Annotated in this window: 13 protein-coding genes; 8 read left to right on the forward strand and 5 right to left on the reverse strand. The window is 63.7% G+C overall.

The genetic code is table 11. From position 1 onward, the window contains the following. Window positions 1-3: 3 nt before the first annotated feature. Window positions 4-951: a zinc transporter ZntB gene (locus FOY53_RS11925; RefSeq protein WP_186766588.1), complete on the reverse strand. Its 948-nt coding sequence runs from the start codon at window positions 949-951 to the stop codon at window positions 4-6. A gap of 105 nt (window positions 952-1056) precedes the next feature. On the opposite strand from FOY53_RS11925, the gene FOY53_RS11930 reads away from it, so the two are divergent. Beyond that, the gene (locus FOY53_RS11930) at window positions 1057-1944 is read left to right on the forward strand and encodes a DMT family transporter (RefSeq protein ID WP_146589075.1); all 888 of its coding nucleotides are present in this window, start codon (window positions 1057-1059) and stop codon (window positions 1942-1944) included. 18 nt (window positions 1945-1962) lie between these two features. On the opposite strand, the gene FOY53_RS11935 is transcribed toward FOY53_RS11930, so the two are convergent. From FOY53_RS11935 to FOY53_RS11945, 3 genes are all read right to left on the reverse strand, one after another. Then, complete coding sequence (locus tag FOY53_RS11935) at window positions 1963-3384, reverse strand: protein adenylyltransferase SelO (protein ID WP_146589077.1); 1422 nt, start codon at window positions 3382-3384, stop codon at window positions 1963-1965. A 69-nt stretch (window positions 3385-3453) separates the two neighbouring features. Next, window positions 3454-3900 carry a GNAT family N-acetyltransferase gene (locus tag FOY53_RS11940; protein WP_146589079.1) on the reverse strand — a complete coding sequence of 149 codons (447 nt, stop codon included), beginning with the start codon at window positions 3898-3900 and terminating at the stop codon, window positions 3454-3456. Beyond that, window positions 3897-4838, reverse strand: coding sequence for a nucleoside hydrolase (locus FOY53_RS11945; protein WP_146589081.1), 942 nt, complete (start codon window positions 4836-4838; stop codon window positions 3897-3899). Before FOY53_RS11945 ends, FOY53_RS11940 begins: the two co-directional genes overlap by 4 nt. A gap of 428 nt (window positions 4839-5266) precedes the next feature. On the opposite strand from FOY53_RS11945, the gene zwf reads away from it, so the two are divergent. The 4 genes from zwf (at window position 5267) to FOY53_RS11965 (ending at window position 9783) form a co-directional block, all read left to right on the forward strand. After that, window positions 5267-6721, forward strand: coding sequence for a glucose-6-phosphate dehydrogenase (zwf, locus tag FOY53_RS11950; protein ID WP_146589083.1), 1455 nt, complete (start codon window positions 5267-5269; stop codon window positions 6719-6721). Then, a complete protein-coding gene (pgl, locus tag FOY53_RS11955; protein WP_146589085.1) occupies window positions 6718-7395 on the forward strand; it encodes a 6-phosphogluconolactonase in 678 nt (225 codons plus the stop codon). The genes zwf and pgl overlap by 4 nt, the downstream gene beginning before the upstream one ends. Before the next feature lie 4 nt (window positions 7396-7399). Continuing rightward, complete coding sequence (gene pgi, locus FOY53_RS11960) at window positions 7400-8980, forward strand: glucose-6-phosphate isomerase (protein WP_146589087.1); 1581 nt, start codon at window positions 7400-7402, stop codon at window positions 8978-8980. A gap of 140 nt (window positions 8981-9120) precedes the next feature. Then, window positions 9121-9783 (forward strand): PRC-barrel domain-containing protein, encoded by a 663-nt coding sequence (locus FOY53_RS11965; protein ID WP_146589089.1) that lies wholly within the window; start codon window positions 9121-9123, stop codon window positions 9781-9783. Between the two features lie 131 nt (window positions 9784-9914). Here the strand turns inward: FOY53_RS11965 and FOY53_RS11970 are convergent, their stop codons facing one another. Continuing rightward, window positions 9915-10355, reverse strand: coding sequence for a cupin domain-containing protein (locus FOY53_RS11970; protein WP_246107369.1), 441 nt, complete (start codon window positions 10353-10355; stop codon window positions 9915-9917). 85 nt (window positions 10356-10440) lie between these two features. On the opposite strand from FOY53_RS11970, the gene FOY53_RS11975 reads away from it, so the two are divergent. The 3 genes from FOY53_RS11975 (at window position 10441) to FOY53_RS11985 (ending at window position 13667) form a co-directional block, all read left to right on the forward strand. Continuing rightward, entirely contained in the window at window positions 10441-11064 is a 624-nt protein-coding gene (locus FOY53_RS11975) for a holin-associated N-acetylmuramidase (RefSeq protein WP_146589091.1), read from the forward strand. Continuing rightward, entirely contained in the window at window positions 11055-11621 is a 567-nt protein-coding gene (locus FOY53_RS11980) for a holin family protein (protein WP_186766589.1), read from the forward strand. The genes FOY53_RS11975 and FOY53_RS11980 overlap by 10 nt, the downstream gene beginning before the upstream one ends. 75 nt (window positions 11622-11696) lie before the next feature. Beyond that, window positions 11697-13667 (forward strand): heme lyase CcmF/NrfE family subunit, encoded by a 1971-nt coding sequence (locus FOY53_RS11985; RefSeq protein ID WP_146589093.1) that lies wholly within the window; start codon window positions 11697-11699, stop codon window positions 13665-13667. The last annotated feature ends 17 nt before the right edge of the window (window positions 13668-13684 follow it).

Below are 13684 nucleotides of genomic sequence, written 5' to 3' on the forward strand. Positions count from 1 at the left end.
GCTCTAGAACAGGCGCAAGATCCGCAGGACCAGCCAGACCAGAAACCCCATCGCCAGTGTCGCCCCGGTGAGGACCGCAAAGGCCTGTGGCATCTGGGTGCCCGGCATGCCCGCAACATTGACGCCGAACAGCCCGGTCAGAAATCCCATCGGCAGAAACACCGCCGCCACCACCGACAGCGCATATGAGTTGCGCGACAACCGGGCGTTCTGGCGCGATTCAAGATGATCGGTGAGCACGGCCAACCGGTCGCGCACGGCGTTCAGTTCTTCGACCGCGCGCTGCGCGCCGTTGGCAATTTCACCCAGATCCTCGCGCATGTCGGTATCAATCAGGGGCAGGCGCGTGTCCTGCAAAGCATGAAGGGCGCTGGCCTGGGGGATGAGAAAGCGCCCCAGACGAATGGCACTGCGGCGCAGTTCCGGGATTTCGTCGCATTCCGGGGCCTGATCATTGGCGAACAGAATCTCTTCAAGCACGTCCAGCCGGTCTTCGAGTGCGACGCCGTTGTCCTCGATGCGGTCGGTCAGGTTTTCGCTCAGCGCCACCAGAAAGGCCGCCGGGGTGGGCGGCGCCTTGTTTTCAGCGACCCGGCGGCGCAGTTCTTCGGCGGCAAAGATGCGGCGGATGCGGGTCGTGACCACAAGACGCTCGGAAAACCAGCCGCGCAGTGAAACCATGTCATCGCGCTGCGCGCCTTCGTTCAGGTTGAGCCCGCGCAGGATCACGATCAGCCCGCCGTCATGGCCAAAGGCACGGGGCCGGGTCTCGGGTGCGAGCAGGGCGTCCACCGCACGTTCGGGAACATGTGCGGCGAGCCAGCCGGGCAGGTCGGGGTCGCTCAGGTCACAATGCACCCAGCGGTAACCGGACCCGACCGGAGTGGAAAGATCGGCAGAGGGGCGTGCGCTGCCATCGGGAAGGATGTCAAAGGCGGAAATCGGGATCATCGGGGCCTCGGGCTTGGGAGCTTTGCACAACCCTGCATCAGCCGCCGGGATTCCGCCATCCGATAGGCCGCTTGACCTTGCCGCACGGGACGTGTCCATGGCGATATGGAACGACGTGACTCGATTGATCTGACCGGAGCGGCCGGGCTGGTGGTTTTCGCCGGGGTACTGGCGTTGAATCAAGTGGTCATCAAGCTGACCAACGGCGGTTTCGGCCCGGTTTTCGCCGCCGGGCTGCGCTCGGTTCTGGCGCTGGGACTGCTGATGATCTGGGTGCGGCTGCGGGGCAAGAGGGTCTCCGGACTGCGGGCGACGCTGTGGCCGGGGCTGATGCTGGGCTGTTTGTTCACACTGGAGTTCATCTTTCTGTTCATCGCACTGGATCTGACGACAGTGTCCCGCGCGTCGATCCTGTTCTATTCGATGCCCTGTTGGCTGGCACTGGCGGCCCATTTCACCTTGCCGGGCGAAACCCTGTCGCTGCGCCGCGCGACCGGTCTGGCGCTGGCGATGGCAGGGGTGGTCTGGGCATTGCTGGACCCGCACACACGGGCGGTGGGCGATCTGCGCGGCGATCTGGCCGCTGTCGGGGCGGCGCTGGCCTGGGCGGGAATCGCGCTCACCGTCCGGTTGACCCAGGTCTCGCGGCTGAATGCGGAATCGCAGCTGGTGTGGCAGTTGGGCGTTTCAGCGGTGCTGCTGATGGTGCTGGCGCCGCTGTTCGGCGACCTGTTGCGCGATCCGGGCTGGCTGCATGTCGGTGGTGTGGTGTTCCAGTCGCTGTTCGTGGCCAGCCTTGGCTATGTGTTCTGGCTGGGGCTGATCGCGATCTATCCGGCGTCGGATGTTGCCGCGTTCAGTTTTCTGTCGCCGGTCCTGTCGGTGGCCATGGGCTGGCTGCTGCTGGACGAACCGCTGGGCCCCGGGCTCATCGGGGCGCTGGGGCTGGTTGCGGTCGGGATCGTTCTGATCAACCGGCGGCGCAGGCGTTAGGACCGGCAGGCAGACGGGCTAGGTTCCGCAGAAGGTTGCCGGAACCACTTCGGAAGGGGTCGGCGGTCGGCGCAGGTCGGCCGCGCCGGGATCATCGTCGAAGGGCCGGGACAGAACCGCGTTCAGCCGGTGGAACGGTGCATCGTCGTCGGCAAGTGCGGCGGCGATCATCTGCTCGATCCGGTGGTTGCGCGGGATCACAGCCGGGTTGGTCCGCCGCATGAGCGCCTTCGGCTCGGCTTCGTCCTCAAGACGCCGGGTCCAGTCCGTTTCCCAATTGTCGAAGTCGGTCGCATCGCTAAATTGGTCGCGGGCTGTTCCGTCGGCCAGCGCCCGAAATGTGTTGGTGAAATCCGCCTGATTGGCGTGCATCCGGGTCAGCAGTTCCGTCACCAGCTGTTTGTCACCGTCCCGCATGGCCGCAATTCCGATCTTTGCGGCAAACCGCCGTTCGTATTCGGCGCGGATCAGCCCGGGCATGGCGTGGACCTGCGCGGTGAACTGTTCCACGGCGGCTTCGGGATCGGGCATCAGCGGGATCAGCGCGGTGGCCAGTTGCGCCATGTTCCAGACGATGATGTCCGCCTGAGCCGCATAGCCGTAGCGCCCGTGACGATCTATCGAGGAAAACACCGCCTGCGGATCGTAGGTGTCCATGAAGGCACAGGGACCATAGTCGATGGTTTCTCCCGACAGGGTGCAGTTGTCGGTGTTCATGACGCCATGGATGAAGCCCAGGCTCATCCAGTGGGCCACCAGCGCCGCCTGCCGTTCGATGACACCTTGCAGCAGGGCGGCGGGGTCGGAGGCATCCGGATAGTGCCGCTGACGGGTATACTCGTACAGCCGCTGCAAGGCGGCGCCGTCGCGGCGCGCGGCAAAGATCTGAAAGGTGCCGACGCGGATGTGGCTGGCGGCGACACGGGTCAGCACCGCGCCCGGCAGCAGCGTCTCGCGCTGGATGTCTTCGCCGGTGCGCACGGCGGCCAGCGCACGTGTGGTGGGCACCCCCAATGCGTGCATGGCCTCGGAGACCACGTATTCGCGCAGCACCGGACCCAGCCAGGCGCGCCCGTCACCCATGCGCGAATAGGGGGTGGGCCCCGCGCCCTTGAGCTGGATGTCGCGGCGCAGACCGTCACGGCCCACGGTTTCGCCCAGCAAGATGGCGCGGCCGTCGCCAAGCTGCGGACTGAAGTGGCCGAACTGGTGACCGGCATAGAGTTGCGCCAGCGGCGCGGCGCCCTCGGGCAGGGCGTTGCCCGAGAATATCCGCGCGATTTCAGCCGTATCCTCGGGCAGCGTGATCTTCAGGATCTTTGCGAGGTCGCGGTTGACAGCGATCAGCGACGGCGCCGCGACCGGAGTCGGGCTGATACGGCTGTAAAAGCCGTCGGGCAGGGCGGCATAGCTGTTGTCGAACGGGATGTGCAGGGTCATGCGGATCAGGTCGTCACAGTGCGTTGGATTGCGGGGGCGGTGTGTCCCGCGATGCCGCGACAACGGGCGTCACAGCTTGCGGGTCATATACATATAGCCGTTGCGGGCCTTGAAACCACACCGTTGATACAATCTTAGAGCGCCTTCATTCGAGTTGTCGACTTCGAGGTGCAGCGCCTTGATCGTGCTCTGCTTGAGCGCCTGGCCCAGTGCGTTGATCGCCTCGCCCGCCATGCCGCGGCCGCGCACGGCAGGGCGGACATAAAGCTCATCCACAATTGCGTCCATGCCGCCGTATTCAACCGACCAGCCAAAGCTGACCACGATGTATCCAACCGGAGCCCGGCGCGGCCCGATCAGCCAGATGGCGCCATGCGGCGATCCCTGAAGCAGCGGCATGACAGCGCGCTCCTGATGTGCCGCGTCGGTACTGAAACCCTGATCGAGGTGTAGCGCCGCGACCAGCGGCAGCAGCTTTGGCGCGTCCTCGGCGCTGGCAAGATGCAGAGATTTCAAAGCCGACCCAGCCTTTCGGTAAGCAATGCAAAGAATCCGTCGGAATCCACCTGCCCCATGAAGGTGGCGTTGGGCGCGCGGTCCGAGACGCCCCACCAGTCCGCCACCGTCATGCCAAGGGTCAGATCCGAGGATGTCTCGATCTCGACGTTGATGAAGCGGCCGGAAAAGAGCTCGGGCCGGATCAGATAGGCGGCGACGCAGGGATCGTGCAGCGGCGCGCCGTCGGTGCCGTACTTTTCCCGGTCAAAGCGCTCGTAGAATTCGGTCATAAGAGCGACAGCGTCACCCACCGGAGAATTCAGCGCCCGGAAAGCGGCATTGCGTTTGGCGGTGACAAGCGCCTTGTGGGTGACATCCAGCGGCATGACGGTCAGCGGCGCGCCACAGGCAAAGACGATCCCGGCGGCTTCGGGATCGACATAGATATTGAACTCGGCCGTCGGCGTGATGTTTCCGACCTCGAAATACGCCCCCCCCATCAGGACAATTTCCTGGATGCGGTCGGCGATATCCGGGGCTTTGCGGAGCGCGGTTGCGATGTTGGTCAGGGGGCCGACCGGACACAGGGTCACGGTTTTCGGGTCGTGGCCGCGCAATGTGTCGATGATGAAATCGACAGCATGTGCCTGCTGCAACGGCATCGTCGGATCGGGCAGGGTCGGCCCGTCGAGCCCGGTCTTGCCGTGCACATGTTCGGCAGTGGTCAGTTTGCGCCGCAAAGGGGCGTCACAGCCGGCAAAGACCAGCGTCTCGGGTTTTCCGGCCAGTTCACAGACCATCCGGGCGTTTTTCTGCGTCAGCGCCAAGGGAACATTTCCGGCCACTGCGGTGATGCCCAGAACCTCGATCTCTTGCGGTGAAGCCAGTGCGAGAAGGATGGCGACTGCGTCATCCTGACCCGGGTCGGTGTCTATGATAATCTTGCGGGGTGCCATCCGGAGCCTCCATTTAGGCTGAGGTGGTCGCATGGAGTGCTGTTGCGTTCAAGTGCAATGGTCACCCTCTGGATCCGGATGCCCGACTGTCGAACCTTGCCACCTGCGGTCCGACGATCTTAAAAGCGCTCGATATCAGGTGGTTGGCCAGGGGGCGTGTCGCCGGCGCCGGAGTTCGATCGGGACGGTGTTTCGGCTTTGTGCGGATCCGGCGCATTTCAGGATCGGGCACAGCATCGGGTGCCGTCACCTGCAAGGTGAGAAAGTGTGACCGCGACGCCATGCCGACAGGGGGCATTGTGATGACTGAAGTGGATGTTAGACTTTGCCCTGAAGCTGCGGTATGAAAGCCGCGTTAGCGCTAACGGATGGTCGCTGAGAGGCGGGCGTCCAAGGCACCCAAGAGTCAAGAACGGAGCAAACCTGCCATGGTTTCGCGTGTTATTCCGGTCGAACCCTTCGACCTCGTCATTTTTGGTGGCACCGGTGATCTGGCCCGGCGCAAGATTCTGCCCGGCCTGTTCCGCCGGTATTGCGCCGGCCAGATGCCGCCCGAAGCCCAGGTCATCGGGGCCGCTCGATCGGATATGGACGATTCCGGCTACCGCGACTTTGTGCGTGACGCGATCACCGAATTTGCCGGCCCGCTGTCTGACGAATGCCAGCAGGTTGACGGATTTCTCGACCGCGTCGGCTATGTCACCATCGACGCACAGGGCGAGGGCGGCTGGGCCGAACTCAAGGACCGGGTGCGTGCCGAACTGGTCCATGCCTATTATTTCTCGGTTGCGCCGTCGCTGTTCGGCGATATCGCCGAGCGTCTGCATCTGCACGGCCTTGCCGGCGACGACAGCCGCATCGTGGTGGAAAAGCCGTTCGGCAAGGATCTCGACTCGGCACGGGCGCTGAACGCGACGCTGGCCAAGCATTTTGACGAACACCAGATTTATCGCATCGACCATTACCTGGGCAAGGAAACGGTGCAGAACCTGATGGCCGTGCGGTTCGGCAATGTGCTGTTCGAGCCGCTGTGGAATGCGCAGTATGTCGATCATATCCAGATCACCGTGGCGGAAACCGTCGGCGTCGGTGGCCGTGGCGGGTATTATGACACGTCGGGCGCGATGCGCGACATGGTGCAGAACCACCTGATGCAGCTTCTCTGCCTGATTGCGATGGAGCCGCCTGCCAAGTTCGAACCCGATGCCGTGCGCGATGAAAAGCTCAAGGTCATCCGCGCGCTCGAACCGGTCGAGCCGCATCACATTGTCCGCGGCCAGTACGACAAGACGGCGGATGCGCCGGGCTACCGCCAGGACGTTGAGAATCCGCGCTCGTTCACCGAAAGCTTTCTGGCGCTGAAGCTGCACATTTCCAACTGGCGCTGGGCGGGCACACCGTTCTATCTGCGCACCGGCAAGAAGCTCAAGGCGCGCACCTCCGAGATTGTCGTGGTGTTCAAGGATGCACCGCATTCAATCTTTGGCGCGGATGCCGGACGGCATCGCAACGTGCTTGCGATCCGGTTGCAGCCGAACGAGGGCATGACACTGGATGTCACCATCAAGGAGCCGGGACCGGGCGGAATGCGTCTGGTGGATGTGCCGCTGGACATGACTTTTGCCGATGCCTTGGGGCCGGAAGCCGAGCAGGCGACCGAAGCCTACGAACGGCTGATCATGGATGTGATCCGGGGCAACCAGACGCTGTTCATGCGCGGGGACGAGGTCGAGGCGGCCTGGGCCTGGACCGATCCGATCATTGCCGGCTGGACCGCGCGCAGCGATGTGCCCAAGCCCTACGATCAGGGCGGCTCGGGGCCCGAGGATTCGCTGATGCTGATGCATCGTGACGGACGCCGGTGGAGGGAGCTGAAGGCATGAGTTACACCTTTCTGGAATATCCCGACCGCGAAGCGCTGACGATGGATCTGGCAAACCAGCTCGCGGGCGAGTTGCGCTCGGCACTGGCGCAGAATGACAGGGTGGCCTTTGCGGTGCCGGGGGGCACGTCGCCGGGGCCGGTGTTCGACGACCTGTGTGCGGTCAGTCTTGATTGGGACCGGGTCAGCGTGATGCTGACCGACGAACGCTGGGTGCCCGAGGACAGCGAGCGGTCCAACACCAGACTGCTGCGCGAACGGCTGTTGGTCGAAAAGGCTGCGGCCGCACATCTGTTGCCGATGTACCTGGACTGCACCCACCCCGAAGAGCGGATCGCGGAACTGTCTGACATCATCGCGCCCAACCTGCCGTTGGGCGTCGTGCTGCTGGGCATGGGGGCTGACATGCATACGGCGTCGCTCTTTCCCGGCGCGGACAGGCTGGTCGAGGCGCTGACGCCCGGCGCGCCGATAGTGCTCCCGATGCGCGCGCCTGGGGCGCCGGAACCCCGGATCACCCTTTCAGCCGAGGTGCTGAACGGCGCGTTGCGCAAACATCTGCTGATATTCGGGCAGGACAAACGCGAGGCGCTGGAGCGATCCAGGTCTCTGACACCGCTGGAGGCGCCGATTTCGGCGGTTCTGGACGGAGCAACGGTTCATTGGGCGGAGTGACCTCATGTGGGATGACGTAAAGCAACTGGCGGACGGCATTGGACCGCGCCGGATCGAAGACCTTTTCCAGAACGCCAACCGGGCTGCGGAATTCAGCCTGCAGGCGTCGGGCATGTTGTTCGATTATTCCAAGACCCAACTGGACGATCAGATCCGCGCGGCGTTGATCAAAGTCGCGCAGGACGCGGGCGTCGAAGCGCGCCGGGACGAGATGTTCGGCGGCGCTCAGATCAACGAGACCGAGGGCCGCGCCGTGCTGCACACCGCGCTGCGCAATCTTGACGGCGGTGCGGTGCTGGTGGATGGCACCGACGTCATGCCCGAGGTGATGGCGACGCTCAGACAGATGGAGACAGTCGCCAACGAGATCCGCGGGTCGCAGATCACCGACGTGGTGAACATCGGGATCGGCGGTTCCGATCTTGGACCCAAGATGGCGGCGATTGCGCTGTCTCCCTATCACGACGGTCCGCGCTGCCATTTCGTGTCGAACGTAGACGGCGCGGATATCTCGGACGTGCTGCGCGGGTGCGATCCTGCGACCACGATGTTCATCGTCGCGTCCAAGACCTTCACGACCATCGAGACGATGACCAACGCCCGGACCGCCAGGGATTGGCTGGACCATCACGGGGTATTGGACAGCGGACGCTTTGTCGCCTTGTCCAGCAATGCGGCAAAAGCTGCCGAATGGGGCATCCCGGGCGACAGGGTTCTGGGGTTCGAAGACTGGGTCGGAGGGCGCTATTCGGTCTGGGGACCAATCGGTCTGACACTTATGGTTGCCGTGGGCCCCGATGCCTTCAAGGCGTTTCTGCGCGGCGCGCAAGAGATGGACCGGCATTTCCGCGCGGCTCCGCTGCATCAGAACATGCCGGTGCTCCTGGCGCTTGTCGGCATGTTCCACAATCAGGTTCTGGGCCATGCCACCCGGGCGGTGCTGCCCTATGACAACCGGCTCTCGCGCCTGCCGGCCTACCTTCAGCAGCTGGAAATGGAGAGCAACGGCAAAGGCGTGTCGATGGACGGCAACCCGCTGTCGGTCCATTCCGGACCGGTTGTCTGGGGCGAGCCGGGCACCAATGGCCAGCACGCGTTCTATCAGCTGATCCATCAGGGCACCCGCACGGTTCCCTGCGAATTTCTGGTCGGGGCGGCGGGTCACGAGCAGGACCTGCGTCACCATCAGGATCTTCTGGTCGCCAACTGTCTGGCCCAGTCCGAGGCTTTGATGAAGGGCCGCTCGATCGAGGCGGCGCGTGACATCATGCGCACCAAGGGGCTGACGGGCGCCGAGCTGGAACGGCAGGCGGCGCACCGGGTCTTTCCCGGCAATCGCCCATCCACCACGCTGATCTATCCGTTGCTGACACCCGAGGTGCTGGGACGGATCATCGCGCTGTACGAACACCGGGTCTTTGTCGAAGGTGTCATTCTGGGCATCAACTCCTACGATCAGTGGGGGGTCGAGTTGGGCAAGGAGCTTGCGACCTCGCTCGGGCCGGTCGTCACGGGCCGGGAAACCGCCGAAGGCAAAGACGGCTCCACCCGGCAATTGGTTGAATACGTGCTGCTATATCGCTGAAAACCGAAGTCGCAAACGCACGGTTTGTGGTCAGAGTTCCGTGAAAATTGCGAAATAAATTTCCCGGCTTCCAGGGAACGGAGGCCGGGCAAGCCAGTTATCCTTGCACAACTTCGAAGCAGTTCGCAAAGGATCTGAACATGACACGTCTTCTGACCACAACCGCTCTTGCCTTCACGCTGGCGACCGGCGCCGCATTTGCCGAAAGCCACACCAATGGCGAGCAGATGGAAAAGAACCTCGAAAATGCCGGCGAGAACCTTGAGAACGCCGCTGAGAACGCCGCCGAAGCCACCGAAAACGCAGCCGAGAACGCGGCTGACGCGACTGAGAACGCAGCCGACAATGCGGCCGATGCGGCAGCGGATGCTGCAAACGATGCGGCTGTCGCAACCGAGACCGCGGTCGACAACGCCACGACTGAAACCGCCGAAGCGACGGACGGCATGATGGAAAACCATTCCAACCTGATCCGCGCCCGCGACATTCTGGGTGGCACGATCTATTCCGCCAACACTGTCGAAGGTGTGGCCGAGTTTGAAACCGTGACCTACGAAGGTGTCGGCGAAGACTGGGAAAACATCGGCGAAATCGAAGACATCGTTCTGTCGTCTGACGGCAAGATCAAGGGTGTCGTTGCCGAAGTCGGCGGCTTCCTCGGTATCGGCGACAAGCACGTCTTTGTCCCGATGGAGAGCGTCAAGCTCATCCCCGTGGACGATGCCAGCATCTCGCTGGTGGTGGGTTACAGCGAAGAGCAGCTGAAAGAGCTGCAGGACGTTGACGAAGCCTTCTGGGAGTAACTTCCTGCACTCATCGCCGGGGTCGCTGACCCCGGCACAGCGCGCGTCCCGACCGGGGCGCGCGTTTTTTCGTACCCCCGCGTATTTTCGTACCCCGTTGATCGCGCAAGCAGGCCCTGCAACCGCCGCAGTCAGTCCGGAATGGTCACGTCCGGTCTGGCCAGCGTGAAGCCGTCGAACCGGAATGCCGGGCAGACGGTGCAGCCGACCAATGTCCAGAGCCCGGTTGTGGCAGCGGCCTGCCAGTGGTCCCTTGGCACAATGATCTGTGGTCGCGCACCGCCGGCCAGATCCGGTCCAAGCAGATGGTCCCGTCGCGGGCCCCGCAGCGACGGTGCCAGTGACAGGGTCAGCGGCGCCCCGGCGTAGTGATGCCAGATCTCGGTGGCATCCACCCTGTGCCAGTGGCTGGCCGCACCTTGTTTCAGCAGGAAATAGATGCAGGTCCCGCTGGGACGGGCGTCACCATCCGCGGTGTCGATCCAGGTCTGGCGGTAAAATCCGCCCTCGGGATGAGGCGTCAGGTCCAGAAGCGCGATGATCTGGTCTGCGGTCAGGCTGTCGTGTTGCATCGGGTCTCCGAACGGCGGGCTCAAGGATCGTTAATCCCTTTGGAACAGCCTTTGCCCAGGCTTTCAACACAGCACGAGGCAACAGATGTCCCGAACCCGTCGGAGCGTCCGTCAGATCGCAGAAGAAATTGTCACCCGCGAAGGTGGCTTTGTGAACGATCCCGACGATCCCGGGGGCGCCACCAATTTCGGCGTCACCATCCACACGATGCGCAGGCTGGGGCTGGACCTTACCGGCGACGGGCAGGTCAGCGTCGCGGACGTGCGACGCCTGACGCGCACCCGGGCAGTGGACATTTTTGTGGAGCACTATTTCCAGCGTCCCAGGATCGCGCTCCTGCCCGAGGCGTTGCAGGCGTCGGTATTCGACATGTACGTGAACGCCGGGGCGAATGCGGTGAAGATCCTGCAGCGGCTGCTGTGTCAGATGGGCGAGCTTGTGCAGGTCGACGGGCTGATCGGTCCGCAGACCGTCCGTGCCGCGGCGGCGGCACTGGCGGCGGCCCCGGACCATCTGGAAGATGCCTACGGTATCGCGCGACGCAACTACTATTTCGATCTGGCCGAACGTCGCCCGGCCTCTCGAAAATACGCACGGCGACGGGATGGCGGAAAAGGCGGCTGGATCACACGCGCCGAGAGCTTCATCGCACCGCGCTATCATCTCAGTGACCGGCAATTCAGCGAAAGGGTGGCAAGATGGGGGTGATCGGGAAGATGATGACGCTGTTGTTCGGGTCCGGCCGCAATGTCGTGGCCGAAACGGCCGAGGTGTTCCGCGTCAATGCCGAAGCGCAGGCGGGCCGCGACTCCTCATTGCAGACGGCCGCCCTGCAACAGTTTGGCCAGGAATTCCGCCTGACCCGGCGTGGCCTGTTCGATCGTTTCATGGATGCGCTGAACCGGGTGCCGCGCCCGGCGATGGCATTGGGAACGCTGGGCATGTTCGTTGCGGCCATGGTCGATCCGGTCTGGTTTGCCGCGCGGATGACCGGAATCGCCCTGGTGCCCGAACCGCTCTGGTGGCTGCTGGGGGCGATCGTGAGCTTTTATTTCGGGTCGCGCTATCAGGCCAAGGGACAGGATTTTCAACGCGATCTTGCGGTGACAATGGCGTCGGTGCCGCAGGTGGTGCGCACCCTTGGCGATATCGAGACTCTGCGGGATGTGACTCCGGCGCACGACCAGGGGGCGTTGTTGCAGGAAGATGACGACACCGCGCCCGACAATCCGGCTTTGGCGGACTGGCTGCGCTCCAGGGCGTGAGACCCGCGACAACGTGAACACCCGGGGCCGCGGAATTCCGTTGGCCCCTTGGCCGTGAGCGCCTATACCTTGGGCATGATTACAGAGCTTGGCCACTTCGCCCTTATCCTCGCGTTTCTGATCGCCTGCGTTCAGTCGGTTGTCCCCCTTGTCGGCGCGCACAAGCGCTGGCCGGGGTGGATGGCCGTCGCGGAACCGGCGGCGACAGCGCAGTTCCTGCTGACGGCCTTTTCCTTCGGCGCGCTGATGCATGCCTTCATCGTTTCGGATTTCAGCCTGAAGCTGGTGGTCGACAATTCCCACTCGGCCAAACCGATGCTCTACAAGATCTCTGGCACCTGGGGGAACCACGAAGGTTCGATGCTGCTCTGGGTGCTGATCCTGGCGCTGTTCGGCGCGATGGCCGCCTGGTTCGGGGGCAATCTGCCGCCAACCCTGCGGGCACGGGTGCTTGCGGTGCAATCCTCGATTGCCGTGGCGTTTTTCGCGTTCATCCTGTTCACCTCGAACCCGTTCCTGCGGCTGGTCGTGCCGCCGTTCGACGGCCAGGACCTCAATCCGCTGCTGCAGGACCCCGGATTGGCCTTTCATCCACCGTTCCTGTATCTGGGATATGTTGGCCTCAGCATCTGTTTTTCCTTTGCGGTCGCCGCACTGATCGAAGGCCGGGTCGACGCGGCCTGGGCCCGCTGGGTCCGGCCCTGGACGCTGGCGGCCTGGATCTTTCTCACCATCGGCATCGCGCTGGGGTCCTGGTGGGCCTATTACGAGCTCGGCTGGGGTGGGTTCTGGTTCTGGGACCCGGTCGAGAACGCGTCGTTCATGCCCTGGCTGCTGGCCGCGGCGCTGCTGCATTCCGCCATCGTGGTCGAAAAGCGCGAGGCGCTGAAAAGCTGGACGATCCTGCTGGCGATCCTGGCGTTCGGATTTTCGCTGATCGGCACCTTCATCGTGCGCTCGGGATTGCTGACCAGCGTCCATGCCTTTGCCAACGATCCCGAACGCGGCGTCTTCATCCTGATGATCCTCGTGTTTTTCACCGGCGGCGCGCTGACCTTGTTTGCGGCGCGGGCCGGGGCGATGCAGGCCAAGGGTGTCTTTGGCGTGGTCAGCCGCGAAAGCGCGCTGGTGGCCAACAACATCCTGCTGGCGGTCGCCGCCTTTGTCGTCTTTGTGGGCACCATGTGGCCGCTCGTGGCCGAGATGTTCTTTGACCGCAAGCTGAGCGTCGGGCCGCCGTTCTTCAACTTCGCCTTCACACCGTTCATGATCCTGCTGGGGCTGATCCTGCCGCTTGGCGCGATGATGTCCTGGAAACGCGGAAAAGTGACCCGCACGCTGCAAAGCCTGCTGCCGGCCTTTGGTCTGGCGGTTGCCCTGGCCGGGCTGGTCTGGGCCAGCCAGACCGGGCGCAGCCTGATGGGGCCGATTGGCGTCTTTCTCGGGGTCTGGCTGGTCGCGGGGTCGGTCACCGATCTCCTGGGGCGGCTGGGCCGGTCGCGGAACCTGTCGCGACTGCTGCGGTTGCCACGCGCAGACTGGGGCAAGTTGCTGGCACATTCCGGCATGGGGATCACGATCCTGGGGATCGCCGGACTGATGGCCTGGCAGGAAGAAGACATCCGGGTGGCGCAGATCGGTGAAACCTTCACGGTTGGCCAGTACGAACTGCAGCTGCAAAATGTCGAGCAGATCCGCGGGCCGAACTATTTCTCGACCATGGGCACGGTAAGCCTGTTGCGGGACGGGCAGGAGGTCGCCCTGCTGCATCCCGAGAAACGCAACTATCCGGTGGCGCAGATGCCGACGACCGAGGCGGCGATTGACTACCGCTTTCTGCGCGACGTCTATGTGGTGATTGGCGATGCACAGGACAACGGTGGCTTTGTCATGCGCACCTATGTGAAGCCGCTGGCGAACTGGATCTGGGGCGGGTGCATCATCATGGCCCTTGGCGGCGCGCTGAGCCTGTCGGACCGGCGTTACCGGATCGCCGCCGGAGCCCGCAAGGCGACAACCCCGGTACAGGGGATACCGGCGGAATGAGGGCCCTGTTGCTGTCA

Source organism: Puniceibacterium confluentis, assembly GCF_007923445.1.
Lineage (GTDB): Bacteria > Pseudomonadota > Alphaproteobacteria > Rhodobacterales > Rhodobacteraceae > Puniceibacterium > Puniceibacterium confluentis.